Raw genomic sequence first — 24688 nt, 5'->3', positions numbered from 1 at the left:
TCGGGAGGTCGCATGAGAGCGCCTATGGGGAGGGATGTCGGGCCGATGCCGGAGGCGCTGCGCCGCCGGCTGGTCCGGCTCGCATATCGCTATCTCGGTTCGGTGAGCGACGCTGAGGACGTCGTACAGGAAGCCTCCATCAAGCTCCTTGCCAGCGAAGGTGTCCGCGACCGCGAGGCGTGGCTTGCCCGCGTCGTCACCAATGCCGCGCTTGATCGGCTGAGGCAGCTTAAGGCGCGGCGGGAGACCTATATCGGGCCCTGGCTGCCGGAACCGGTGGTCGAGACGGAGAGCCCGAGCGATCGCGAACTCGACATTTCCTTCGCCGTCATGCGCACGCTCGAGACATTGTCGCCGCTCGAACGCGCGGCCTTCTTCCTGCATGACCTGTTCGGCATGGATTTCGACACGGTGGGCGAGACGCTCGACCGCTCGCCCGCCGCTGTCCGTAAGCTCGCCTCGCGGGCCCGGCAGGCAGTGAAGGAGGGGCGGCCACGCTTTGCGGCGCGACCTGCCGACGTGGAGCGGCTGTTGATGGCGATCAGCGCTGCTGTGCAAAGCGATTCCGTCGACGCTCTTGCCGCCGCACTGGCCGAGGATATCGAGTTGATCTCGGACGGCGGCGGCAAGGTGATCGCGGCGCTCAGGGTTCTTCATGGCCCCATGGAAGTCGCAAACTTCCTCATGCACATCGCCCGCAAGCAGCCGGATGGCGGATGGCGTTTCGGACCCGCCCAGGTGAATGGCGGCGCCGGTATGCTGATCAGTTCCGAGGTCGGCCTTGACACGGTGATGGCCATCGACCTCGATACCGAGGGGCGGGTTGCGGCGGTCTATCTCGTGCGGAATCCGGAAAAGCTCGCCCATGTGGTGGGAAGCTGAGCCGGCGTTGCCACAGTGAAGGCTGCGCTTATGCCTTTGGCGAAACTGCGCTGATCGTAGGCCATGCTTCAACTCGTCCAGCCGGCTACAGTCCGAACAGATCATCATTGTGATAATCTTGCGCCAGCCAAGGTCGATTCGCAGGTGTCGGGATTTTCGCCCCGGAGCCAGGCACGCGTGGTCGTGATACAGGTAAGGAGGCAGCGATGCTGAAAACCGATACCCGCCAAGCGAATTGGCGCCGTGCCAATCCAGGCAAATATGATGCTCACCTCGCCGTGCAGCGAGCAATCAAGGCAGGCGAGCTGGAAAAGCAAACCTGCGAGGTCTGCGGGGTCGAAGCGGTCGATGCCCATCATGATCAATACGACGAGCCCTTAAGGGTGCGGTGGTTATGCCGACGTCACCACACGAGGCTGCACCATTATGGCGAAGACATGTTTCCGATCAGGAATGCACTTTAGAGGGCCGGATCAATCTGGTCTGTATTGGAACGCCGCTCCTCGACATCAAGCCCGATCGCACCATGTTCAAGCCGATCGCGCCGCCGCAGCCCGGAGACTTTCAGGTTGGAAGCGAAACGGCGCGTGTTTGCAAAAAGGGATAGCCGCCGAAGCTCCCGAACAGCCACTGAGGTAATTGTGATGTACGCCACGAAGAACATAGGGCAGGGCGACAAGCGCACCTTCTATCGCGAACTCGCAGGCCAGCTTCAAGGGCTTCTTGAAGGCGAACGCGACGCCGTTGCCAATGCCGCAAACCTCTCGGCGCTTGTCTTCGAGCTCGTTGCCGATCTGAACTGGGTGGGCTTCTATTTCCTGAGATCCGAAAACGAGCTGGTCCTCGGCCCGTTCCAGGGCAGGGTCGCTTGTGTGCGCATTGCCGTCGGCAAGGGAGTCTGCGGTACAGCGGTTGCGGAAGCGCGTTCCGTGCTGGTTCCGGATGTCCACGAATTTCCCGGACACATCGCCTGCGACGCCGCTTCCCGATCGGAGCTGGTGATCCCGCTGGTCAAGGACGGCGGAATTGTCGGCGTGCTCGATCTCGACAGCCCCACGCCTCATCGTTTCAATGCCGAGGATCAAGCCGGGTTCGAGGCGCTCGCCGCAATCTATGTCGCCGCGAGCGTTCTCTAAAGCGATTTTAGATGACCGTTCCAACGGATCAGTCGACTGCGACCATCACGTCGGAAGCCTTGACGACGGCATAGGCATTTCCACCGACGGTGAGACCGAGTTCGTCCACGGCTTCGTTAGTGATCGAGGACGTGACGATGACGCCATTGCCGATGTCAATGCGGACATGGGCGGTCGTCGCGCCTTTGGTCACCTCGATAATCTTGCCTTTCAGGCGATTGCAGGCGCTGATTTTCATAATGTTCTCGTCGTGCCGTCCAACGATCCGGCGGATTCGATCGCAGGCACGGTTTTCCGGATCACTGCCGAAGAACTGGCGGCAGCCGATGCTACGAAGTCTCCGACTACAAGCGTATCGAAACGGTGTTGGCGTCGCGATCCAAAGCATGGGTCTACGTTAAGGCCTGATCTGTTCCTTCATGCCGCCCGAGGAACGCCTCACCATCCGGCCTCAGAGCACGCCCTTCCTCAAGATGAAGTTTCCATAGGGGCGCGATTCAGCCGTCTGAATGATCGCAAACGATCGCATGGCGATCGGATAGTAAGCGAACCTCTCGACAGGTTGGCTGGCGATCGAACGCACTTCTGCCTCACTGCAAACGGCGATGACCTCCCTGTGCACTTCGAGCAACTCGCCTGGCGCGTCGACGGCCTCCATATGCATCAGCGGCGTGTCGCCGAATGTGTCCAAGGGCATCATTTTAAGGATCCCGCGAACTGCAGTCGGTGCATCGACACCCTCCAAGATGAGAAGCTTTCCGCTTGTGGTTTGGGTCGCCACCCGAAAGCCTGAGAAGTTTCGATCGACGATGGCCAGTTCGTCGCCATGACCCATGGAGGCCATAACCCACAACAAGTCGGCCGTGACGAACGGCGGGACGCCTTTCAGCATGTCATTTCCCTCCCAAGAGATGATCACCAGTTGGATCGTATCCGCAAAAAAACGATTGCGCAAACGTTTCGACGGCGCTAGCGTGATCATATTCGCGGATCCTTGGAGAGCCTGTTTAAAGGTTGGAAATCCGCCTGGGAGGAAAATTTGAGACGCTTTGTTGTTGTGCTGCCGGCAAACGCCGGAGCGCGCTCATGACGACGATTTCCGAAGTTGCAAAGGCGGCCGGAGTTTCGGTCTCCACGGTTTCCCATGTTCTCAACAAGACGCGCTACGTTTCGCCCGAGAAGGCGAAGCTCGTCATGGAGGCGGTGGACGAGATCGGATATATCCCGAACGCAGTTGCGCGCTCTCTCAAATTATCGTCGACGGGCACGGTCGGCCTGGTCATTTCCGCGATTTCGAACCCTTACTTCAGCGACATCATTTGCGCGATTGAAGCCGAGTGTTCCAAGCGAGGCTTGATCGTCTTCCTATGTGATACACAGGACGATCCAGATCGGGAACTGGAGCTCATCCGGCATCTGCATCAGCGTCGTGTCGACGGCATTATCCTTGCCGCTTCAGGCGCTCCTAAAAAGTCGCTGGACTATCTATTTGAATGCGATGTTCCCTGTGTGCTCGTCGACAGGCTCTCCGATGATCGTTTCGATCAGGTCGGAACCGACAACACGGCGGCAATCCGCATGCTGGTCGATCATCTCGTCACGCTCCATCACCAACGGGTTGGGATTATCCTCGGCCAGCCGGGATTTTCAACGACCGTCGAGCGCACTGAGGCTTTCCGCGCGGCTATGGCGGAGAAGGGAATAGAGGTCCCGCATGCCTTCATCAGCAATGGCAACCGCAGCACGGCTGACGCCACCGCTTCGACACACCGCTTGCTGGAGTTGACGGAGCCACCGACAGCAATCCTTGCCTCAAACAATCTTGCGATGATCGGCGCGATGAGAGCCATTCGGGAACGGGGGCTACGCGTTCCCGCGGATATTTCAGTGCTCGGAATCGATGATTTCGAATGGGCAGATTACTTCGAACCGCGCCTGACGCTGATGGCCCAGCCTTGCGATGAGATCGGCAGGAAGGCGGCGGACTTGCTGATTGCGCGGATCGGCAGCAAGCACCGCCCGCGCGAGACCGTTCGACTGTCGCCGGTTTTGCGGGTGCGTGAATCGTGTGGAGAAGCAGCATGAACCGGGTTGTTCTTTCGGCGAAAGGGGTCACCAAGCATTTCGGCGGCGTTCAAGCGCTGCGTGGCGTGGACTTCGATCTTAAAGTGGGTGAAATCCATGCCCTGCTTGGAGAGAATGGTGCGGGCAAATCGACGTTGATGAACCTGATGTCCGGCGTGCACACGCCGGACCAGGGAGAGATCTTCATCGATGGCAAACCCGCCCGATTTCACAGCCCGCGGGATGCACAAGCGGCAGGAATTGCAACGATTTTCCAGGAATTGGATCTCGTCTCGAGTTTGAGCGTCGCGGCCAATCTCTTTCTTGGGCGTGAGCTTGTCCATCCACATGGCATGCTCGACGGGAAGGCGATGCTGCGCGAAGCGCGCAAAAGACTGGAGGCAATCGACCGATCGATCGATCCCTCCCAGCTTGTCGGCGAGCTGTCTATCGGCCAGCGCCAGGTCGTCGCCATTGTCAAGGCGCTGTCCTATGCATCCCGCGCTCTGATCATGGATGAGCCGACAGCGGCATTGACGGTCGGCGAAGTCGATCGATTGTTCGATATTATGCGCGGGCTCGCATCGTCAGGCGTCGGTATCGTCTATATTTCGCATCGCCTCGAGGAAGTGCCGCAGATTGCCCATCGCGTGACAGTGATGCGCGACGGCAAGGTCGCCGGCGTTACCGAGCCGAACGCGCCGCAAGCCCAACTGGTGCAGCTTCTTGTCGGTCGTCCGTTGAACGAACTTTACCCGCCTCGATCGGATCGCGTCGGAGACGTGTTGCTGAGGATGCGTCAGGCCTCCTTCCGGCCGCACCGTGCGTCACCCGGGTGGCAGGCGCCATCAAAGATCGACCTCGATGTTCACCGCGGTGAAATTGTCGGCTTGGCCGGCGTGATGGGTGCAGGGCGAACCGAGCTTCTGAGCGCTCTTTACGGGACAGGCGTGCCGGGCAGGTGGCAGGGTGAGGTTACCATTGGCGGCAAACCGGCAAGGCTTCGATCCATCGCCGCCGCGCGCAGGGCTGGTCTCGCATTCGTCACCGACGACCGGCGCGGCGCCGGACTGATGCTGCGTATGTCCGTTGGCCTCAATCTCGTCATGTCGATCATTCGCCGAATTTCCCCAAACGGCTTGTTGTCTGCACGTCGACAGGATGATGCGATCAAGAGCTCGTTCGGGAATTTCGACATCCGTCCCAAGAATCCGGAGATCGCAGTGGGTGCCCTGTCCGGTGGCAACCAGCAGAAGGTCGTGCTTGCCAAGGAAGTGCTGGGCAATCCGAGCCTGTTGCTTCTCGACGAGCCGACCCGCGGTGTGGACGTCGGAGCCAAGGGGGAGATTTACGCTCGCTTGCGCAAATTTGCCTCGGATGGATTGGGCATCCTTGTCGCTTCAAGCGAGATGCCCGAGCTGATCGGCCTATGCGATCGAATAGTGGTTCTGCGCAATGGCTGCAGCGTTGCCGAATTTTCCGGCGGGGTGAGCGAACACGACGTTCTGGCCGCCGCCAACGGGAGGGAGGGATGATGTCCGAACAACAAATTACGTCGAGTTCTCCGATTCAACCCGCAAAGCGCATCGATCCGCTTGCGGTCATCGTCCGCTTCCAAAGCCTGATCGGCCTTGTGCTGGTCTTTGCCGGCGGCATCATCTTCTCGCCGCGTCGGCATGGGGTCATCCTGTTCATTCAACCCGACAATATCGCCAACATCGTCCGTGCGGTGTCCGAGACCGGCATCATCGCGATCGGGATGACCTTCGTGATCATAACCGCCGGGATCGATCTCTCGGTTGGGGCGACCCTTGGTCTTGCGAGCGTCGTCACAGCAACATTGATGGTCTCGGGCGGCTTTGGGCTGATTACAACGGTGCTGGCGGTGCTGCTGATGGGCACCTGTTTCGGCTTGATCCAGGGAGCGATCTCAAGCAAGTTTCGGCTTGAAGCATTTATCGTCACTCTTGCCGGTTTACAGGCAGCTCGCGGGCTGGCGCTCGTAGTTTCGGGCAATCAGTACATCAATATTTCCTATGGCGATGGCCCCGGGCTGGCGCCTCCCATCTTTGCGGTTCTCGGCGGTCGATTGTTCGGCAACGTCGTTCCTGTGGCCACGATCGTCTTCCTGATCTTTGCCTGTATCGCAACGCTGGTGCTGAACTCGACGAGGTTCGGCCGTTACGTCTATGCCGTTGGCGGCAACGAGCGCGCCGCTCGCATCTCCGGTGTTCCGGTCTCGGCAATCAAGATCGCCGTTTACGCCATCACCGGTTTTGCATCCGCGCTGGCCGGCATCGTCCATGCCGGGCAATTCAATTTCGGAAGCGCCAATGATGGCACCGGTTATGAATTGACGGCCATCGCGGCTGTCGTCATTGGCGGAACCAGCCTGTTTGGCGGGTCGGGTTCCATGGTCGGAACGATCGCCGGCACGATCATGCTTGGCGCCCTCGCCAATATTCTTCAGCTCAACAATATCACCCCAGCCATGCAGTTGCTCGCCACAGCGGCAATCATCGTTCTGGCGGCAGTCCTTCAATCCCTCGTTCGTCGCCGCGAAGGATTGGGCAGATAGTGTGGCGGCATCTCCCGGAAGGTGGATCCGGAACCAATGTGGAGGAGAAAGTAATGACACAGAATGCACTTCGATTTTCGAATGCCGGGCGCATGGCACTTCTCGCCGGTTCGTGCCTTTGTATTGCCGGCGTGGCCCAGGCTGCCGATCCGCTTGTGAAGGCTTGCGCCAAAGACGGCGAATTCGTTGTCGGCTTCTCGCAGGCAAACAACGCGGAGCCCTACCGCCAGCACGTCAACGATGAACTGGAAGCCGCCGCCAAGGCGGTCCCGCAGTTCACACTGCAGATCGCCGACGGGGCGGGCAACGTCAACACTCAGACGTCACAGGTCGACAATTTCATTACCCAAAAGGTCGATCTTCTGTTGATCTCGCCTTTCGAGGCGGCTCCGCTGACGCCCGCCGTCAAGCGGGCAATGGACGCGGGTATCCCGGTCATCGAACTCGATCGCAAGACGAACGGTGAAGCAGGCAAGGATTACACAGCTTTCATCGGAGGCGATAATTACAAGATTGCGCTGGCAGCCGGCGAATATACCAGCAAGACACTTCTTCCAGATGGCGGCGAGGCCGCCGTGCTGGAGGGCCTGCCGAGTTCGACGCCCGCAGTCGAGCGGCTCAACGGCTTCAAAGACGGCGTGAAGGCCAATTCGAAAATCCAGATCGTCGCAGAACAGGCGGCAGACTGGCTGCCGGATAAAGCACAAACGGCGTTCGCAGCCATGCTGCAGGCTCATCCGGATATCAAGATGGTCTATGCCAGCAATGACATGATGGCGGCGGGTGCTCTGCTTGCCGCCAAAGGTGCCGGCAAAAGCGTGAAGATCATCGGCACCGATGGCTTGCCTGGGCCTGCCGGGGGAATTGAAGCAGTCGCAAAGGGCGATTGGTCCGCGACCTTTACCTATCCTACCGGCGCGAAGGAGGCGATCGACATGGCAAAGTCGATATTGCTGGACTGCGCATCGTCTGTTGAGCCGACAGTAACAGTCGATACTACAGCCATCACGCCCGAAAACGCCAAGCAGATGATGGGCAAATAAAGTCCCAGGCTCCCCGGCTGGGCGCGTCTGCCCAGCCGGGTGGGACCAAATCGCTTCGTTGCGCGCTTGCATCGCCGCGGCGTTTGCCAGCAACCAGATCGGAAGCCGCTGTCGCACTTCGCCGGTCTATTGCATGAAACGCGCGCCCATCGGTTGGCGCGCGCATCCATAGCGACTAGAGGCGATAACGGCTGCGTTCTTTTGCGACCTGTTCTGGACTATAGGGGTCGAGCGCGTCATCGAACCTGGTCCATCCCTCTTTGGTGTAGGCGGCTCGGCGCTCGACCGGGTCGACCCAGTTGGATTGCTTGAGGATCGCTTCCGCCTCCGGGACAAGTGCGTCTTGAACCCTGGCTGTGACCAACGAGCCACCCCGGCGAACGCCTTCGGCATATACATTCGCGTCCTCGTCAGAGACGCCGGAACTCGTCATCGCACTGATAATGCCTCCTGTCGCACCGCCAGCGACTGCCCCAGCGGCGGCGCCTGCGGCGGTGGCGGCCAGCCAGCCGGCTGCGACGACAGGGCCGACGCCCGGGATGGCCATCAGACCGAGGCCTGTGAGAAGGCCGCCGGCGCCGCCGACGACTGCACCGATGCCGGCACCTGTACCGGCGCCTTCACCTGTATTCGAATGTTCACCGTGGCGACTGTCGGCATTGTTGGAAACGATGCTGATGTCGCTGGAAGGGATACCGGCGGATTCAAGCGCGCTGACCGCGGAGCTTGCGTCGGTATAATCGTCGAAAAGTCCAGTTACGGTTCTCATAGTCATTTCTCCTGAAGGATTTGTTGGGGTCACTTGGCGACGATGTTGCCCTGGTAGTCGAGTGCGATCATGACGGCCTTGCCGTCCTTCATCCCCGATGCCATCCAGATGCCCTTGTCATCCTTCTTGAGGTCTTTGACGTCGGTATAGCCGGCCTTTTCGATGCGGTCCTTGGCCTGCCCTTCGGTGAAGCTGTTGGCACCTTCGACCGGGGCGGTCGCATTGTTCGACCCAGGCGTTGCAATGGCCGGAGTCTTGCCGTCACTTGTCGTTGCGGGTGCCGTCTGGGCCATGGCTGACCATGCCGAAGCGCCCAGAAGCGCTGCGGCTAGAATGAACTTGTTCATGGGAATTTCCTCTCGTGGCGAACCTCTCAGATCCGTGATCACGAAACCCCATCCGACCCTAATCGTTCCACGTACCAGAACTTAAAGCACGAATGCGAATCTTTGCCTGATTTGCTATTGAACTCGCAAAAGTTTTTCTGCGATCGCTTACTGCTTCGTAGACAAAATGGACCCGATAGCGGCGGCCATTGTTGACGCGGAGTTCACTCACGCCTTTGCCCACCGGCTTTACGTCCCCAGGGTTGGGCACGAAAGTCCTTCAGCGTCTTGGACCGGTTCGGACCCAAGATCGCGGACAACGTCGAGTCTGCGATGAACGGTCTTCTGGAAACCTGGAGATCGGGTTATGCCGCGTTCAGAAGTTCAGCGCTAACCGGCATTCCCATATGATAGCCCTGGACGCGGTCGATGCGAAGATCCTTGAGCAGGGACAATTGTGCTGCCGTTTCGACGCCTTCCACCAGGATCGTATTCCCGCGATTGCGGATAAGAGCGACCATGTCCTGAAGCATCGTCAACCCGCGCGGGTTGGAGCAGTCGTGCAGGAATGTCCGATCGACCTTCACCGTCTGAAACTCGATCGCCCTCAGCCAGGAGAGGCCCGCGAAGCCGGAGCCGAAGTCGTCAAGCCAGATTTCGACGCCGAGAGTCCGCAGATCTGCAATGCACTTAAGCACCTCCGACTGCATATCCATATCTAGGCCCTCGGTGACTTCCAAGGCCAGCCGCGATCCGCTGACCCCGCAGCGAATAAGAATGTCAGCGACATTCGCAGCAAAGCCGGGGGAACGCAGCTGTATGGGCGACACGTTGACGCTGACGGTCGCCATGCGATCGGTCATCAGAATGTCACGGCATGCCGTCTCGATCGCCCACTTGCCCAATTCGAGGATAGCACCCGTTCGCTCTGCAACCGGAATGAATGTTTTCGGCGAAACCGCGGTGCCGTCCGGCATCCGAAGCCGCATCAAAGCCTCGACAGCTCTTGCTTTCTCATTCGTCAACTCGAAGATCGGTTGATAAACGAGCGAGACCAGTTTGCGATCAATGGCGGCCGTCAGCAGCGGGACGAGTTTACCGGCATTATCGTCCGGGCGAGGCAACAGCGGATCAAACCTGCGAATGCAGTTTCGGCCGCTTGCTTTGGCATGGTAGAGAGCAAGATCGGCCTCACGCACTATTCGTTCGACCTTCTCTCCAACTTTGTCGCGGGTGAAGGCGACGCCAATGCTGACGGTTACGATTGGGCTGTCATCCGGTCGCCCGTCGTGCTCAATCGCAAGAAACTCGACTTCCATTCTGATCTTTTCGGCCAGGCTCATCGCGATCTTGGGAGTTTCGACCGGCAAGACCACGATAAACTCTTCACCACCATACCTGCCGATCATGCCACCGGACGACTCTACGACGGCCTTCAGCACTTTGGCGATGACAGTCAGGCATCGGTCTCCTTCTTGATGCCCGTAGCGATCATTGAAGCGTTTGAAAAAATCGACGTCGATAAGCAACACGACGAAGTCGCGGCGTTCGTCTTTCCAGGCGGCCCAGCATTCGTCGAGCCGCCGATCCAGGGCGCGCCGGTTGCTTATGCCCGTCAGGTAGTCGGTGTTTGAAAGCTCAAGCAGTGATCGTCCACGCTCGGACGCTTCCCAGTGCTGATATCGGGCCTCCGCCGCGTTCAGCAACACGTTTCGACGCTCCACGTTCAATCGCCAATTAACGAAAGACGTGAAGACGAAGCACGAAATGTAGAACATCCCGAAGGCAAGCTTGTAGGTTTGGCTTGAAGGAAAAAACGCCTCGATCGTAACGAAAAATGCGCCGAGCACGAAGCTGGAAGTGATCACCGAAAGCCGAAACGGGAAACTGAAAAACAGGTTGGCGCCCATCATGAAGATGGCGCCAAATATCATGTAGTACGACATGGCGGTGACGTCGCTGGTGCCAATCGCCGGGTAAAGCCAGCCCAAATATCCGGCAAGCAGTGCGGAGGCGCATGTGATGTCCAGCCAGACGGTTTTTGCTTTGGCCAGTCGCAAGGCTTCGAAAGCCAGCAGCGCAATCGTTGCGACGACGAATCGCGCGGCGATCGTCGCAGGCGCAACATCGGGGATAAGCCATCGGTCGGGAAGTGCGAAGGCCACATAGACGGCGACTGCGATCCAAAGACCGTGCCGTGAGCTTCGCCTTCGGACAGCATCATTTTCAGTTTCCAGAGACTTGCGGGCCTCGGCGAACGAAAAGCTGTCGGTTGATTCGTCGCGCTGCACAGGAGCGTCAGCCGCGCTCATGCAACGATACCAGCCTGACTACAATCTAAAGAAGTTAAAAAGTAAGCCATGCTTCGGGCGCCCTCCAAAATTACGTTCGGCAACCTGCAACCGGTTTGTCTTATTACTTAACATTCGTAGAGGCGCACGTTCCGACCCGCAATAGTAGAATTACCCTTATCCCGTGCAGATTCTAGTCGCATCCCATTTCGAGGTTGATTATGCTTAACGCTATGTCAAGGGAGTCTCGAAATGGCACGAAGTCTTGTCTTGGACGGTGAAAGTCTTGTTGCACCGGGTGAAATTCGGCGGGCAGCAAGGAGGTTTGCTGCGACAAATCCCAGCGACCTTATCGTCGCGAAAGCCGAGCTTGCCGTCAGCCTCGATCTGTCGATCCGTCAGTTCAGATCCGGCGTCGAGCCTCGTGCGATCATCGAGCGGCTTAGCGAAGCCTTGCATCAATTACGGCGCCGCTTTCATCCGGAGGTGTGGGACGTCATCGTTCCGATCGCGCAATCTCATCCAGTTGCTCACTATCTGCACCAGGATCCATTGACCCGCTGGTCGTTTGAAAAGCCGCGCGGCTATTCCGGCGACGCACGTCTTCTCGACTTTATCTACGGCAGGCCTGAGATCGAGGACGATGTCGCATCATCGAGCACCTTGGGACGTTCGATCTACGCCTACACTCGAAATGCTTCGTCATCCGTCGCAGTAAGAGAGCGTCGAGACATTCTGGCGCGGCGCGTCGACGAAATCGCTTCAGCGCGGCCCGGTTCCACCGAAGTCCTGGCCATCGCGTCGGGGCATCTTCGTGAGGGGCCTTTGTCGCACGCGCTCGGCGCCGGCGCAATCAAACGCTGGGTCGCTTTGGATCAGGACCCGATGAGTGTTGGAACAGTCGCCCGCGATTTCGCCGGCACGTCGGTCGAGGCGCTCAACGGGTCGGTCAAATCCCTGCTTGCTGGGAGGCATGCGCTGGGCATGTTCGATTTTGTTTATGCGGCCGGTCTTTATGATTATCTCCCGGACGCTGTCGCTATAAAGCTGACGAAGAAGTGTGTCAGCATGCTTAAGCCTGGCGGCACATTCCTGTTCGCCAACTTCTCCCCGGCCACGGATGTCGACGGCTATATGGAGACATTTATGAACTGGGCGCTGCTGTTGCGCTCGGAACATGAAATGGGCTTGATCGCCAGTGAAAGCGCGGCTGGGGCGGATCTGAAAGTGTCTGTCTGGCCGGGCACGAATCGGAGCGTTGTCTACTGCGAAATTGAAAGACAGCCGTAAGCAGTAGGTTGGCCGAAAGGCAATGGCGTTGCGGGAAACAACGCCGGCGCACGGAAAAGGAGTGGCCGAGAAGCTGGGCTCGGCCGCAACAATGAGCAATAGCGGTAACCGGGTCAGATCAGGCCGTATTGTTCCGCCTTGTTGCGCAGGAACGGCAGCCCCCTTCCCATGACCTCTTCCATATCGCGTGCAACGGGGCGCCAGACGGCCAGGCCATAGGCCACTTCCGGCGGCATGTTGATGAAGCTTTCCATGGCAAGTCCGCCGTTGAAGCCGATTGCGGCGAGCGCGGCGTAGATCGCATCCCAGGGAATGTTGCCATAGCCTGGCGTGCCGCGGTCGCTTTCGGAAAGATGGATATATTTCAGGTGATCGCGGGCAACCAGGATGCCGTTTGCTGCGCCCTTCTCCTCGATGTTCATGTGGTAGGTGTCGAGGTGAACGAAGATGTTATCGGCGCCGACACGCTCCACCATGTCGACGGCCTGCTGGGCCGAATTGATCAGGTGGTTCTCATAACGATTCACGGCCTCGACGCCGAGTTGGATGCCGTACTTCTTCGCGTGCTTTGCGGCAGCGTCGAGCACCTTGGCAATATTGTCGTATTCGCCTTGCGTCGGCGGTATGCCGGTCCGCTCGCCAATGCCGCCGAAGATGACGCCGGACAGCGCCTCGGCGCTCATCTCAGCGGTCTTTTCGATCGCAATCTTCAGGTGCTCAATCGCCGCATCGGGGCGGACGGATGCCCAGGCATGCTCCGGCAGGCCGAGCGAGCAGACCGCGCGCAGCTTGCTCTTCCCAAGCAGCTCCCGGGTGTGTCTGGCATCGACAGCCGGCGCATTGAGCAGCGCAATCTCGATGAAGTCCATTTTATACTGCACCGCTCCGGCAATTGCCTTCTCGGCGCCTGCGCGATCCCAGTTCATGGTCCACATGCTAGTGTGGACGCCGAAACCCTGCATGGTCATATCTCCTATTTCGCGATTGTGATGAACTTGGCCGAGAACCATCGCAGCACCATCACGACGATGAGCAGGATGCCCCAGACGGCAGTGGTGAGATGCTGGTTGGCGCCGAGCAAATTGAGCCCCGAAGAGAGAAGCTGCAGCACGATGAGGGCCACGAAGACGGGCAGGACGCGGCCGAAGCCGCCGAACGGATTGATGCCGCCGAGGAAGCAGGCGAGTACGGTGATCAGCAGATAGGACTCTCCATGGCCGACGCGTACCGAATTGAAGCGCGCAAGCATGATGATGCCGGCCACGGCAGCCATCACGCCGGAGAGCATGTAGACAAGCACCAGGACCTTGCGGGTATTGATGCCTGAATAGCGGGCGGACTCGATATTGGAGCCGATCATATAGGTGGAAAAACCGAGCTCGGATCGCGCGAGCAGGATGTGGCTGGCGATCACGCAGGCGATCAGGATCAACAACGGTATAGGAATGCCGAGAATGCTGCCGTGGCCGATGGGAGCGATGAAGGTTGGGAAACCCGAAATATCGCCGCCGCGCGTCAGGAACTCGCCGAGGCCACGCAGGAAGATCATCATCGAAAGCGAAACGAGGATCGGATGGGCGCGGGTAAAGGCGATGACGAGGCCCATGACCAGGCCGCTTGCCGCGCCGACGACAAGTGCCAGCAGCGAGCCGAGCAGGAAGGCGATCGGGCCGGCATCGATCCCGCCTTTGGCTTGCAGCGTCCAGGCAAGCGTCAGGCCCGCCATGTTGGCAGTGAAGGTGATCGCCAGATTCAGGCCGCCGGTGAGGATCGGCATCAGCATGGCAAGCGTTAGGATGCCGAGCTCGGGAAGCTGAAAGGCGACGGATCCGAAGGTTGCGCCCGTCAGGAAATGTGGCGAGGCGAAACCGAAGACTATCAGCACGGTCGCCAGCGCGGCCAGCGGACCGGCCATATCAGCCCCGAAGATGGCGTTGAAGCGGGCTGCGAGGGTGTTCATCGCTTTTCTCCGCTTGCCGCAGGTTGGCCGTCGGTCGACATGCGGCCCCCAAAGACTGGCGCCAGCGCGCCGATGCGGGCGCTCGACAACGTGATCGCAACGAGGATGATCGCCCCGACGATCATCTTGAAGGCGAAGGGCGAGACGCCCATTAGGTTGAGGCCGTTCTGGGTGATCGAAACGAGCAGCACGCCCAGCACGCAACCGAGCACGGAGCCCTTGCCGCCGCCCAGCCGCGCGCCGCCGAGCACCACGGCAGCCAGGACATCGAGCTCGCGACCATAAAGTGCGTTCGGCACCACCTCCTGTGCGTAATGCGCCTGCATGAGCCCGGCGATGCCCGCCATCAGTCCAAGCCAGCCGAAGGCGATGAACTGCATGGCGCCGATATTGATGCCGAAGCGGCGCGCGCCGTCAGGATTGTCGCCGAAGGCGTAGAGCTGCCGGCCGGTCGTCGTGCGGGTAATGAAGAGCCAGGTGGCGAGCGTGCAGACGGCCATGACGAGAACGGGCAGCGTTATTTCCGCCCAGCTGCCGTCGGCCATTTCCCGCTCGTAAATGACCACGCGCGCGGTCAGCCAATCGGGCAGATTGTAGAGCGATACACCCTTGGTGAAGAACATCAGCAGGCCGAAATAGACGTTGAAGGTCGCGATTGTCGCGACGATCGAGATGATGCGGAAACGGTGGATCAGGAAAGCGTTGATCAGGCCGAGCACGATGCCGATGCCTGCCGCGATCAGGAAGCCGCAGGTCCAGCCACCCCCGCCGATCCGCTCGAGCGCAAGTACGGTGAGATATTGCACGATCGAGGCGGCGACGGCGAAGGAGATGTCGATCCCGCCTGATATCAGCACCACGAGCAGGCCGACGGCGAAGATGATGTTGACGGCGCTGATATTGAGCAGGTCGAAGGCATTGCCGAGTGTGAAGAAACGATCGGTCGCAAACGCCAGGAAGATGCTCATCGCGATGATGACGGCGATGAGCACGCATTCGGTCGTATAGGACAGGAACAGCTTACGCATAGATGGCCGCCTCCAGGCCCTTCAGTGTGGTCGTGCGCGGATCGTGCCAGCCGGCGATGCGGCCCTTTTCCATGTGAATGATCCGGTCGGCGTTGAAATAGACCTCCGGCACCTCGTCCGAGATGAGGATGATTGCCAGCCCAGCGTCGGCGAGACGGGCAACGATTTCGAAGATGCCGGCGCGCGCGCCGACATCAACGCCAACGGTGGGAGCGTCAAGGATCAGCACCTTGGGATCGGTGGCGAGCCATTTGGCGATCGCGACGCGCTGCTGGTTGCCGCCCGAAAGCGTCGAGATCGCATCGTCCTGCTTGCCGATCCTGACGCCGAGATCAGCAATCCAGCCGGCAACGAGCGCGTGCTTCTTATCGGGCGAAATCAGCCGGCCGCTCAGGATGCGGTTGAGCGAGGCCATGACCAGATTGTCGGCGATGGATTGCGGCTGGTTGAGACCGAGTGAAAGACGGTCCTCCGACAGATAGGCGACGCCGGCCGCAATCGCCTCGCGGTTGGACGCAAAATGCACCGCTCTTCCCTCCAGTTTGATCGTGCCGGCGGCCGGCCGACGCATGCCAAACAGCGTAAGCGCAAGTTCGGTGCGGCCCGAGCCGAGCAATCCTGTGATCCCGAGCGTCTCGCCACGGCGCAGATCGAAGGAAATCTCCTCGAACTCGCCAGGCCGGGAAAGCTTGCTGACGGAGAGCATGATCGGGTTCTGCGATCGGTCGCTGGCGCGAACGTTCTGATCGAAGGTCCGCCCGGTCATCAGCTCGGTGATCTTCGACTGTGTCATGCCCTCCACCGGAAAGACCCCGACGAGCGCGCCATCGCGCAGCACCGTGATGCGTGAGGAGATTTCCAGCACTTCCGCAAGACGATGGCTGACGAAGACCACGGCAACGCCCGAAGCCGATAGGGTGCGGACGATTGCCAGCAGATGATCGGTCTCCGTTTGGGTGAGCGAGGCGGTCGGCTCGTCCATGAAGACGATCCGGGCCTGCCCGACCAGCGCGCGGGCAATCGCCACGATCTGGCGCTGCGCGATGGCGAAGTCCTTCAGCGGTCTGTCGACCTCGAGGCTGACGCCGAGCCGAGCAAGCGCACCCTCCGCGATCGTCCGGATCGCGCCAAAGTTGACGAAGCGCGGGCGCGAACCGGAAAGCGTCTGAAAGGCGATGTTTTCCGCCACACTCATTTCCGGAAAGAGCGCAAGGTCCTGCCAGATGATCTGGATGCCGCGGGACTGGGCCATGCCTGGCGTGATGTGGGGTATCGTCTCGCCGTCGAAGACGATCTCGGCGCCCTCGGCAGGCCGATACACGCCGGAGATAACCTTGATGAGCGTGCTCTTACCGGAACCATTCTCCCCGGCCAGACAATGCACCTCGCCCGGCAAAACCTCGAAGGAGACGTTTTTCAGCGCCTTCACGCCGCCGAATGTCATGTTGATGCCGCGGAGCGAAAGAAGAGGCGGGGCTCTCACGCCCTCATCCGTTGCCGTGCTCATGCCGGTTGCCTGTCCGATCGAATGCCATGAAGGGTCGATGGCCCCGGCCTTGGCCGGATACCGCCTTCTTTGCCGAATGTCGGGCCGGTCGGCATGGACCGGCCCGACACCGGGGGAGGGGATCTCTTTCAGAGACCCATTGCGGCCAGGTCGTCGACCGTGTCCTTGTTGATCGGCAGCAACTGGTCGACGATGATGTCGTTGCCGGCCGGCTTGATAACCCCGAGACCTGGAATGTCGTCGCCTTCCTTGATGCTCTCGCCCTTGATCAGCCGATCGGCGAGCGTGACGAACACTTCGCCGGCCTGTTTCGGATTCCACATGAAGCCGCCCGATATCGCGTCTGATTTGATCAGCTTCTGGCCCTGGCCGGGTGAGAACGGGCCGAGGACGAAGATTTTGCCTGTCTTGCGGCGTTCTTCGACCGCGCGCCCAGCGCCGATCGGACCCTGGCTGCCGAAGGCGAGGAAGCCTTTCAGATCCGGATGAGCGGCAATCAGGTCGAGCGCTGTCGAGCGGCTTTTGTCGACGTCTTCCGCAACGCCATAACGATCGCCGACGAGCTTCATGTCCGGATAATTCGCCTTGATATAGGCAATTGCGGCATCGGCCCAGGCATTGTGCAATGGGACGGTCAACGAACCGACAAAGACGGCATATTCGCCCTTGCCGCCCATCTTTTCGGCGAGCAGCTTGCCATGCGCTTCGCCGAATCCGGTGGATGATGCGAGCTCGAAATTCCAGTCGGCACCCTTCTGCGAAGGAGATTCATGGGTAATGACCTTGATGCCGGCCGCCTGCGCCTTGGAAAGCACCGGCTCGAGCACCTTGGCGTCGTTCGGAACCACACCGATCACCTTGACGCCCTGAGCAATCAGGTCCTCGATGGCACGCACCTGCAGGGCCGGGTCGGCGCTGGTCGGCCCGATCATGAAGGCATCGACACCCAGTTTCTGACCCTGCTCCTTGATGCCGGCCTCCATTGCGTTGAACCATGGAATGCCGCCGATCTTGACGACAATGCCGACCTTCGGCGCGTCCTGCGCAAACGCGGCGACCGCGCCGGCAAGCGACAGCGATGCAGCCAATGCCGCTATGATAAGTTTCCTCATCCTCACTCCTCCTCAAAGGTCGCCCATGCGAACGACGACCCCCTGCCGCTTTTGCGGCAAGGTTGCTCCTGGTTGCTTCTTGGCGAGGGATACCCTTGCCTCCCGTCTCGCCTCCTCCGGCGAGCCATCCATGCACAATCGATCTTTCTTTTTGCACAATCGATGGTGCAATGACTATCGAACAAGGCAGGGCTTTCGTCAAGAGGGGTTTGTTTCTAAGGGAACGGCAGAGGAAGGGCAGGGCATGACAGGCATCAGCAAGAAAAAGGCGACCATCTACGATCTCTCGGTGCTATCGGGCGCATCGGCTTCCACCGTGAGCGCCGTGCTGAATGGAAGCTGGCGGAAGCGGCGTATCAAGGAGACAACGGCCGAGCTTATTCAGAAGCTGGCGAACGAGCACGGCTATACGGCGAACCTGCAGGCTCGTGGCCTGCGTTCGTCCCGCTCCGGCCTCGTCGGCCTTCTGCTGCCTGTGCACGACAATCGCTATTTTTCCTCCATGGCGCAGTCCTTCGAGGCCCAGGCCAGGAACCGCGGCCAGTGCCCGCTCGTCGTCAGCGCCTGCCGTGATCCGGAGGAGGAGCGTCAGGTTGTCGAGACGCTGATTTCCTATTCTATCGACGAACTCTTCATCGCCGGTGCAACCGATCCGGACGGTGTCCACGCGGTGTGCGAAAAGGCTGGGCTGAAGCACGTCAACATCGATCTGCCGGGCACGCTGGCGCCGTCGATCATCAGCGACAATTACGAAGGCGCGCGTATGCTGACACGAGCGATCATCGAGCGCGCGCAGGAGGATGGTCCGCTTTCACCCGACGATGTGTATCTGTTCGGTGGCCGCAACGACCATGCCAGCCATGAACGCATTCGTGGCTTTCGCGACGTAAAGCGCGCACTGCTGGGCGCAGATCCGGACATCTGCATCCAGCCGACTGGTTACTCCCCCGCCATGACCGCCCGCGCCTTTGAAGTCTTCTACGAAGGCCATGGAAAGCTGCCGCGCGCATTTTTCGTCAATTCCTCGATCAACCTCGAGGGGCTGATGCGCTTCCTCGCGCTGCATCCGCACGAGACCTTCGCCGATATCATCGTCGGCTGCTACGACTACGATCCCTTCGGCTCCTTCCTGCCGTTCCCCGTCTTCATGATCCGGCAGGACGGCGAGGCCATGATCACCAAAGGGTTTGCCATCCTCGACACCAACCGACCTCCAGTACTGACGCATCTTGTGCAACCATCACTCGTCCCGCCACGCACAGCGCTGACCGGCCCCCTCGATGCCCTGAAAGATATCGAGTAATCCCGTCTCCTTCGTTGGAAAATCTGATGCCAGACGGCGTCGGTGGGCCCGGGTCAATTGCAAATAGCATCGAGACATTCCAAAATCTCCAAAGGGAAGCCGTTGTTTTTTCTGGCATGTCGCACCGGGAAATAGAATGCCCCTTACACCAGCTGCTGTATGTCAAATTAGATAATATACATTATGGAACTTACGCCAACCGATAACGCAGCCAACCGGTGCAGCCAGTCAATCCAGACACAACTTCATCCTGTTGCCTTCTACTCACTCAGCATCGAGACTGAGGAGCGCGAACTCGGCCGGGCGGCGCGCGCCTATCATCCAATTTAGTCCTGATTGGCCGCCACCGGCAAACTGCCCTCGTTCGAATGACGTGTTTCAGTATGCCGTGCGGCGGAGACGAGGCGGCGCTTTGCGCGGATGGCGTGCCATTGCTGGTCGATCAGGACGCCGATGAGGATCACGCCGCCCATGACGGCGAAATTCAGCGACGACGGGATGCCAAGCAGATTGACGAGATTCTGCAGCTCCTGGAGCAGGACCGTGCCGAGCACCACGCCGACGATTGAACCTTCGCCGCCGCGGAGAGAAAAGCCGCCGAGGACAGCGGCGGCGATCGCGTAGAGTTCGTAGAACTGGCCATGGCTCGCCGGCGAAATCGAGCGTGTGTACATGGCGAAATAAGTCGCCGAAAGCGCCGTCAGCAGGCCGCAGATGACATAGGCCGACATGATCATCCGGCCGGTGCGGATACCGGAATAGCGGGCCGCCTCCTCGTTCTTCCCGATTGCATAGAGATAACGCCCGAAGACGGAGCGGTGCAGCATGATCCACATCACGACGGTTATGATGACGAGCGCGATGAAGGTGTTGGGAACGCCGTAGAACCGTCCGGCGGTCAGGAATTCGAGATCCGGGAAGTTCTGGCCGAACGCGAAGCCCGCCGTTCCGTCGGCGGTGTAGAAGCGCGCTGCCCCGCGATAGATCAGCAGGCCGCAGAGGGTGACGACGAAGGGCTGCAGCTTGAGCCGGGTGATCAGCCAGCCGTGGACGGCGCCTATGACCGCGCCAAGCGCGAGAATGAGCGGCAGTGCCAGCATCCAGGGCATGTCCTGGACGGCAACGAAATCGACGAACAGCACGCCGAGAAGGGCGACGAGCGAGCCTACGGAAAGCTCGATACCGCCGGTTATGATGACAAAGGCCTGGCCGATCGACAGGATGCCGAACAGGCCGATCAGGTTGGCGGTGTTGGCAAGATTGATCGGCAGCAGAAAGCGCGGATTGATGATCGCGACGACGATGCCGACGACGACGATCAAAAGCAGCAGTCCGAGATCCTTTTTGACCATTCGAGATCCATTCCCCGATACTTATATGTTGGCCGCAGCCGCTATTTTACCCTTTTGCCGACGGCAAGCAAAAGCACGCTTTCCTGGCTGAATTCATCCTCTTCCAATATGCCGGCGATCTGGCCCTCGTGCATGACGGCGATGCGGTCGGAAACGCCGATCACCTCTTCCATGTCGCTGGAGATCATCAGGACCGCGACCCCGGCATCGGCAAGCGCTCGCATCAGTCCGTAAATCTCGTTCTTGGCGCCGATATCGATGCCGCGCGTCGGCTCGTCGAAGATCATCACCCTCGGGCTCATCGACAGCCATTTGGCAAGCACCACCTTCTGCTGGTTGCCGCCGGACAGAGTGCCGGTTCGCGTCGAAACGGAAGGCGCCTTGATCGCCAGGCGAACCCGCTGCTTTTCGGCCGCCGCCGTCTCTTTTTCAGCAGAAAGCATGAAGCGTCTGGAAAGCCTGGGAAGGTCGGCAAGGGTGATATTCTGGGCGATCGGGAAATCGAGAAGAATGCCGTTGCGCTTGCGATCCTCCGGCACCAGGAAAATGCCGCGAGCGACGGCGTCACGAGCGGAACGGACGGAAATTTCCTGCCCGTCCTGCAGGATGCTTCCGCCATAACTCCGGTCGATGCCGAAGAAGACCCTGGCAAGCTCGGTACGGCCGGACCCGACCAAGCCCGCAAGCCCCATGATTTCTCCATAGCGGATTTCCAGATCGACGGGACGGCCAGGATAGGCCTCGGTGCGCACGCCACTTGCCTTCAGCGCAACCGAGCCCGGCGAGCGCTGCGGTTTTGCGGTCCGGGCCGCAAGCACCCGGCCGATCATCAGCTTGACCATCTGGTCGTGGCCGATGTCTTTCCTGGCGAGCGTGCCGACAAGCGTGCCGTCGCGCAGCACGACGACCCGGTCTGCGACGCGCTCGACCTCGTGGAGGCGATGCGAGATGAAAATGACGCTGATGCCATCCGCTTTCAGCAATTTGATAATGCTGAGCAGCCGCTCGGTTTCGTCCAGCGGCAGGCTGGACGTGGGCTCGTCGAAGATAACGAGCCTGGCGTTGATCGACAGCGCTTTGGCGATTTCCACCATCTGCTGCTCGGCAAGGGAAAGCGACGCCACGGGTGTGTCGGCGGAAAAATGCGCGCCCACGCGCCTCAAAAGCGGCTTCACCATGTCCCTTAGTCGATCGCGATCGACGAGCTTAAGCGGTCCCGCCTTCAGCGGTTCGCGCCCTAGGAAGATGTTGGCAGCGACGTCGAGATTCTCAAAGAGATTGAGTTCCTGATGCACGAAAGCGATGCCGGACGAGATGCTCGATTCCACCGTGAGGAAATGAAGCTCTGCCCCGTCGAGCAGGATCGTGCCCCGATCGGGTGCGATCACACCGCCGAGAATCTTCATCAGGGTCGATTTTCCAGCCCCGTTTTCGCCGACAAGGCCGATGACCTCGCCCGGCACGATGTCCATTGACAGGCCTTCGAGCGCAACGACGCCTGGATAAGTCTTGCCAACGCCGGAAAGCGAAAGGAATGGCGTTCCGGGCGCGCCCGGTGACGGGATGTCGGAACTATGGTTCATCGGCTGTCCATGGCTGCTGATGATGTCGGCATGAAATGCCTTTCGCGGCGGCGAGTGCCGCCGCCGCGAAAGAGGTTACTTTCCAGCCATGGCCTTCAGGTTGGCGGCATATTTGTCAACGTCATCCTTGCCGATGATCACCGTCGGGATGATGATCAAGCCATCGGCGGGAACGCCTGATTTGTCGCCCTTGAGGTAGGCGGCCATCAATTTCATGCCCTGATAAGCCCATTCGAACGGCTGCTGTACGACGGTTGCCGCGATCGTGCCTTCCTTGACACCGCCGAGCGTGATCGGATCGTCGTCAAAGCCGACGACGGTGATCTGGCCGAGTTTGCCGGCGTCGCGTAGCGCCTCATAGATGCGCGGCGTGTTGTAGGAGTAGAAGCCGACCATGCAGGTCAGGTCGGGGCTGGCCACCAGCGCATCCTCGACGTTCTTCTTGGCGCGCGTCTGGTCGATGTCGTCACCGCGAACATCGACAAGCTCGATCTTCGTGCCCTTGAGCCCTTCCTTCATCCCTTCGATGCGTTCGCGGGCGTTATCGGCGCCGAGCAGACCGACGAAACCCATACACTTGCCACCGTCCGGCATAGCCTTCTTAGCGATTTCGGCGGCCTGCTTGCCGGCATCGACGTTTGAAGAACCGATATAGGCGACGCGGTTGGTCTTCGGCGCGTCGCTGTCGGTGGTGAACAGAGCCGTCTGCGAGCCGATCTTATTCAGGCCATCCGTCTGGGTTTTGGGGTCGACAGCGGAGACCATGATCCCTTTAACGCCGGCGCTGACCAGATCTTCCATGAGTCGCTGCTGAATGGCGACAGCCGCCTGCTCAGGGTATTTCAGCTCCATCTGGTAATCCGGCATTTCGCCCTGCGCCTTCTTCACGCCGGCCTCTGCCGCTTTCCAGAAGTCGGACGCTCCGTTGACGACGAATGCAAGTGTCGGCTTGTCGGCGGCATGCGATACGGCAGCCGGTGCCGCGCTCAGCATCAAACCGGCGAAGAACAGGGCTGCATTGCGTTTCAGCTGTTTCATAATACACCTCCCGAGGGGCCGCAGTCGCATGGGCCCGTTTTCGACTTACGGCCGGCCGGATGCGCCCCCTCCAGGGCCGCCGCAAAGCGACGAGTGGCATTGGTCCGATCGCTCCGTGACGGTATAGAAGAATTTTAATTAGTAAATAGTATTATCAATGCGGATCAAAACATTTCATCATGCACCGACCGGGATGCAACTTTGTACTAGCAATGACCAATAACCGCAGGCATTGCAACAGTTGATGCAATTGCCAGCGCTTTCAGATAGATGCTAATAGTAATTACCAAACGACAAAGAGACTGTTCTCCTCGAATGCGACAAGCCAAGCCCCAAAAAAGCAATAAGCCCGCGGTGGACAAGCCTGCCCGCGTGACGATGATGGATATTGCCGCGGCCGCCGGCTGCTCCCAGGCCGCCGTCTCTTTCGTTCTCAACGACACACCCGGCACCCGGATCTCGCAGCAGACCCGCGACCGCGTGTGGGAGGCGGCGCGGGCTCTGGGATATACCGGGACGACGTATACGGCGAAGGCCTCTTATTCAGGGTTAGACAATGTGATCGGTTTCGCCGTGGATCAACTTGCCACCAGCCCGGAAGCGATCGTTGCGATCGAAGGCGCGCGGCAAGCTTCCTGGAACGCCGGCAATGTCCTTCTGGTCGCCCAGACGCTCAGCGATCCGGTCATGGAGCCGAAGGCCATCAAGGCGCTGACGAGCGGAGGCATATCAGCGCTCATCTATATGACGATCTATACCCGCCAGGTGGAGCTTCCGTCCTATGTCAGCAATCTCAACATCCCGACGGTCCTCTTGAATTGTTATACGGCGGACCATGCATTTCCGGCCGTCGTGCCGAGCGAGATTGCGGGAGGGCAGAGCTCCACCCGACATCTGATCACGCACGGACACCATCGCATCGCAACCATCACCGGCGAAATCTGGATGCAGGCTGCGCAGGACAGGCTGACCGGATATCGCCGCGCGCTGGCGACCGCCGATATCCCCTTCGATCCGGAATTGGTTATCGAAGGCGACTGGTCTGCCGGTGCCGGCTATGCCGCCACGATGAAACTGCTTGCTCTGAAAGAGCCGCCGACCGCGATCTTCTGCCAGAACGACCGCACGGCCATCGGCTGCTACGAAGCGCTCAAGGATGCGGGGCTTCGCATTCCCCAGGATATGTCGGTGGTGGGGTATGACGACGAAGAGATTTCACGCCACCTCGTCCCGCCGCTGACGACTTCGGTCCTTCCACATCTTGCCATGGGGCAATGGGCGATCGAACATCTCAACCCGGAAACCGTGCCGGGCAAGCGATATCCTATTGCCAAGCTCGAATGCTCGCTCGTCAAGCGCCACTCCGTCGCCGCGCCGCGGGCCGAGGCGCGGCAGGTTGTCGATGATTTAAGTACCTCGCCATAGG

General features: G+C 59.8%; 23 protein-coding genes and 3 pseudogenes. 12 read left to right on the top strand and 14 right to left on the bottom strand.

Going from position 1 to position 24688, the window contains the following annotated elements:
* Nucleotides 1-12: 12 nt before the first annotated feature.
* The 4 genes and pseudogenes from sigJ to MF410_RS29980 all read left to right on the top strand — a co-directional run bounded on the left by sigJ (nt 13) and on the right by MF410_RS29980 (nt 2018).
* Nucleotides 13-882: an RNA polymerase sigma factor SigJ gene (gene sigJ / locus MF410_RS29995; RefSeq protein WP_206099922.1), complete on the top strand. Its 870-nt coding sequence runs from the start codon at nt 13-15 to the stop codon at nt 880-882.
* 206 nt (nt 883-1088) lie between these two features.
* Nucleotides 1089-1346, top strand: coding sequence for a hypothetical protein (locus tag MF410_RS29990; protein WP_097629445.1), 258 nt, complete (start codon nt 1089-1091; stop codon nt 1344-1346).
* A 14-nt stretch (nt 1347-1360) separates the two neighbouring features.
* Nucleotides 1361-1489, top strand: a pseudogene (locus MF410_RS29985) (tRNA (N6-threonylcarbamoyladenosine(37)-N6)-methyltransferase TrmO); the annotation flags it as partial.
* Between the two features lie 37 nt (nt 1490-1526).
* Nucleotides 1527-2018 (top strand): GAF domain-containing protein, encoded by a 492-nt coding sequence (locus tag MF410_RS29980; protein WP_097629444.1) that lies wholly within the window; start codon nt 1527-1529, stop codon nt 2016-2018.
* Between the two features lie 28 nt (nt 2019-2046).
* Here the strand turns inward: MF410_RS29980 and MF410_RS29975 are convergent, their stop codons facing one another.
* Nucleotides 2047-2256, bottom strand: coding sequence for a molybdopterin-binding protein (locus MF410_RS29975; RefSeq protein WP_097629443.1), 210 nt, complete (start codon nt 2254-2256; stop codon nt 2047-2049).
* Between MF410_RS29975 and MF410_RS29970 the strand changes: the two are divergent.
* A pseudogene (locus tag MF410_RS29970) lies at nt 2254-2426 on the top strand (gamma-glutamylcyclotransferase); the annotation flags it as partial. The gene MF410_RS29975 and the pseudogene MF410_RS29970 overlap by 3 nt on opposite strands.
* A 43-nt stretch (nt 2427-2469) precedes the next feature.
* Here the strand turns inward: MF410_RS29970 and MF410_RS29965 are convergent.
* Entirely contained in the window at nt 2470-2910 is a 441-nt protein-coding gene (locus MF410_RS29965) for an RbsD/FucU domain-containing protein (RefSeq protein WP_097629458.1), read from the bottom strand.
* A 194-nt stretch (nt 2911-3104) separates the two neighbouring features.
* On the opposite strand from MF410_RS29965, the gene MF410_RS29960 reads away from it, so the two are divergent.
* Genes MF410_RS29960 through MF410_RS29945 form a run of 4 tightly spaced genes read left to right on the top strand, consistent with a single transcriptional unit; the run spans nt 3105 to nt 7703 of the window.
* The gene (locus MF410_RS29960; RefSeq protein WP_097629442.1) at nt 3105-4103 is read left to right on the top strand and encodes a LacI family DNA-binding transcriptional regulator; all 999 of its coding nucleotides are present in this window, start codon (nt 3105-3107) and stop codon (nt 4101-4103) included.
* On the top strand, nt 4100-5617 hold the full coding sequence (locus MF410_RS29955; RefSeq protein ID WP_097629441.1) for a sugar ABC transporter ATP-binding protein: 1518 nt from the start codon (nt 4100-4102) through the stop codon (nt 5615-5617). Before MF410_RS29960 ends, MF410_RS29955 begins: the two co-directional genes overlap by 4 nt.
* Nucleotides 5617-6660: an ABC transporter permease gene (locus MF410_RS29950; RefSeq protein ID WP_239621026.1), complete on the top strand. Its 1044-nt coding sequence runs from the start codon at nt 5617-5619 to the stop codon at nt 6658-6660. Before MF410_RS29955 ends, MF410_RS29950 begins: the two co-directional genes overlap by 1 nt.
* Before the next feature lie 53 nt (nt 6661-6713).
* Entirely contained in the window at nt 6714-7703 is a 990-nt protein-coding gene (locus MF410_RS29945) for a substrate-binding domain-containing protein (protein WP_054185432.1), read from the top strand.
* A 175-nt stretch (nt 7704-7878) separates the two neighbouring features.
* Here the strand turns inward: MF410_RS29945 and MF410_RS29940 are convergent, their stop codons facing one another.
* The 4 genes and pseudogenes from MF410_RS29940 to MF410_RS29925 all read right to left on the bottom strand — a co-directional run bounded on the left by MF410_RS29940 (nt 7879) and on the right by MF410_RS29925 (nt 11110).
* On the bottom strand, nt 7879-8472 hold the full coding sequence (locus MF410_RS29940; protein WP_239621019.1) for a general stress protein: 594 nt from the start codon (nt 8470-8472) through the stop codon (nt 7879-7881).
* A 29-nt stretch (nt 8473-8501) separates the two neighbouring features.
* Nucleotides 8502-8819, bottom strand: a complete 318-nt coding sequence (locus MF410_RS29935) for a hypothetical protein (protein ID WP_097629439.1) — start codon at nt 8817-8819, stop codon at nt 8502-8504.
* Nucleotides 8820-8979: 160 nt separating this feature from the next.
* Nucleotides 8980-9069 (bottom strand): annotated as a pseudogene (locus MF410_RS29930) (type II toxin-antitoxin system RelE/ParE family toxin); the annotation flags it as partial.
* Between the two features lie 94 nt (nt 9070-9163).
* Nucleotides 9164-11110, bottom strand: coding sequence for an EAL domain-containing protein (locus MF410_RS29925; RefSeq protein WP_131710551.1), 1947 nt, complete (start codon nt 11108-11110; stop codon nt 9164-9166).
* Between the two features lie 231 nt (nt 11111-11341).
* On the opposite strand from MF410_RS29925, the gene MF410_RS29920 reads away from it, so the two are divergent.
* Nucleotides 11342-12379 (top strand): class I SAM-dependent methyltransferase, encoded by a 1038-nt coding sequence (locus MF410_RS29920; protein WP_239621018.1) that lies wholly within the window; start codon nt 11342-11344, stop codon nt 12377-12379.
* Between the two features lie 113 nt (nt 12380-12492).
* Here the strand turns inward: MF410_RS29920 and MF410_RS29915 are convergent, their stop codons facing one another.
* The 5 genes from MF410_RS29915 to MF410_RS29895 form a co-directional block, all read right to left on the bottom strand.
* Nucleotides 12493-13341 (bottom strand): sugar phosphate isomerase/epimerase, encoded by an 849-nt coding sequence (locus MF410_RS29915; RefSeq protein ID WP_097629457.1) that lies wholly within the window; start codon nt 13339-13341, stop codon nt 12493-12495.
* 11 nt (nt 13342-13352) lie between these two features.
* Nucleotides 13353-14339: an ABC transporter permease gene (locus tag MF410_RS29910; protein WP_239621017.1), complete on the bottom strand. Its 987-nt coding sequence runs from the start codon at nt 14337-14339 to the stop codon at nt 13353-13355.
* Nucleotides 14336-15367: an ABC transporter permease gene (locus tag MF410_RS29905; RefSeq protein ID WP_097629435.1), complete on the bottom strand. Its 1032-nt coding sequence runs from the start codon at nt 15365-15367 to the stop codon at nt 14336-14338. The genes MF410_RS29910 and MF410_RS29905 overlap by 4 nt, the downstream gene beginning before the upstream one ends.
* Complete coding sequence (locus MF410_RS29900) at nt 15360-16874, bottom strand: sugar ABC transporter ATP-binding protein (RefSeq protein ID WP_183854175.1); 1515 nt, start codon at nt 16872-16874, stop codon at nt 15360-15362. The genes MF410_RS29905 and MF410_RS29900 overlap by 8 nt, the downstream gene beginning before the upstream one ends.
* A gap of 128 nt (nt 16875-17002) precedes the next feature.
* On the bottom strand, nt 17003-17986 hold the full coding sequence (locus MF410_RS29895) for an autoinducer 2 ABC transporter substrate-binding protein (protein WP_183854174.1): 984 nt from the start codon (nt 17984-17986) through the stop codon (nt 17003-17005).
* A 244-nt stretch (nt 17987-18230) separates the two neighbouring features.
* Between MF410_RS29895 and MF410_RS29890 the strand changes: the two genes are divergently transcribed.
* The gene (locus tag MF410_RS29890; RefSeq protein WP_239621016.1) at nt 18231-19289 is read left to right on the top strand and encodes a LacI family DNA-binding transcriptional regulator; all 1059 of its coding nucleotides are present in this window, start codon (nt 18231-18233) and stop codon (nt 19287-19289) included.
* A gap of 326 nt (nt 19290-19615) precedes the next feature.
* On the opposite strand, the gene MF410_RS29885 is transcribed toward MF410_RS29890, so the two are convergent.
* The 3 genes from MF410_RS29885 to MF410_RS29875 form a co-directional block, all read right to left on the bottom strand.
* The gene (locus MF410_RS29885) at nt 19616-20641 is read right to left on the bottom strand and encodes an ABC transporter permease (RefSeq protein ID WP_097629431.1); all 1026 of its coding nucleotides are present in this window, start codon (nt 20639-20641) and stop codon (nt 19616-19618) included.
* Between the two features lie 41 nt (nt 20642-20682).
* Nucleotides 20683-22224, bottom strand: coding sequence for a sugar ABC transporter ATP-binding protein (locus tag MF410_RS29880; protein ID WP_097629430.1), 1542 nt, complete (start codon nt 22222-22224; stop codon nt 20683-20685).
* Between the two features lie 75 nt (nt 22225-22299).
* A complete protein-coding gene (locus MF410_RS29875) occupies nt 22300-23262 on the bottom strand; it encodes a sugar-binding protein (RefSeq protein ID WP_064843990.1) in 963 nt (320 codons plus the stop codon).
* A 315-nt stretch (nt 23263-23577) separates the two neighbouring features.
* Here MF410_RS29875 and MF410_RS29870 point away from each other — a divergent pair, with 315 nt between their 5' ends.
* Complete coding sequence (locus MF410_RS29870; protein ID WP_097629429.1) at nt 23578-24687, top strand: LacI family DNA-binding transcriptional regulator; 1110 nt, start codon at nt 23578-23580, stop codon at nt 24685-24687.
* Nucleotide 24688 lies beyond the last annotated feature (1 nt).

Origin of the sequence: Rhizobium sp. C104 (genome assembly GCF_022354505.1) — a bacterium.
Classification (GTDB): Bacteria; Pseudomonadota; Alphaproteobacteria; order Rhizobiales; family Rhizobiaceae; genus Rhizobium; species Rhizobium redzepovicii.
The sequence above is the reverse complement of the archived record's forward strand: the minus strand, read 5'-3'. Positions and strand labels throughout refer to the sequence as shown.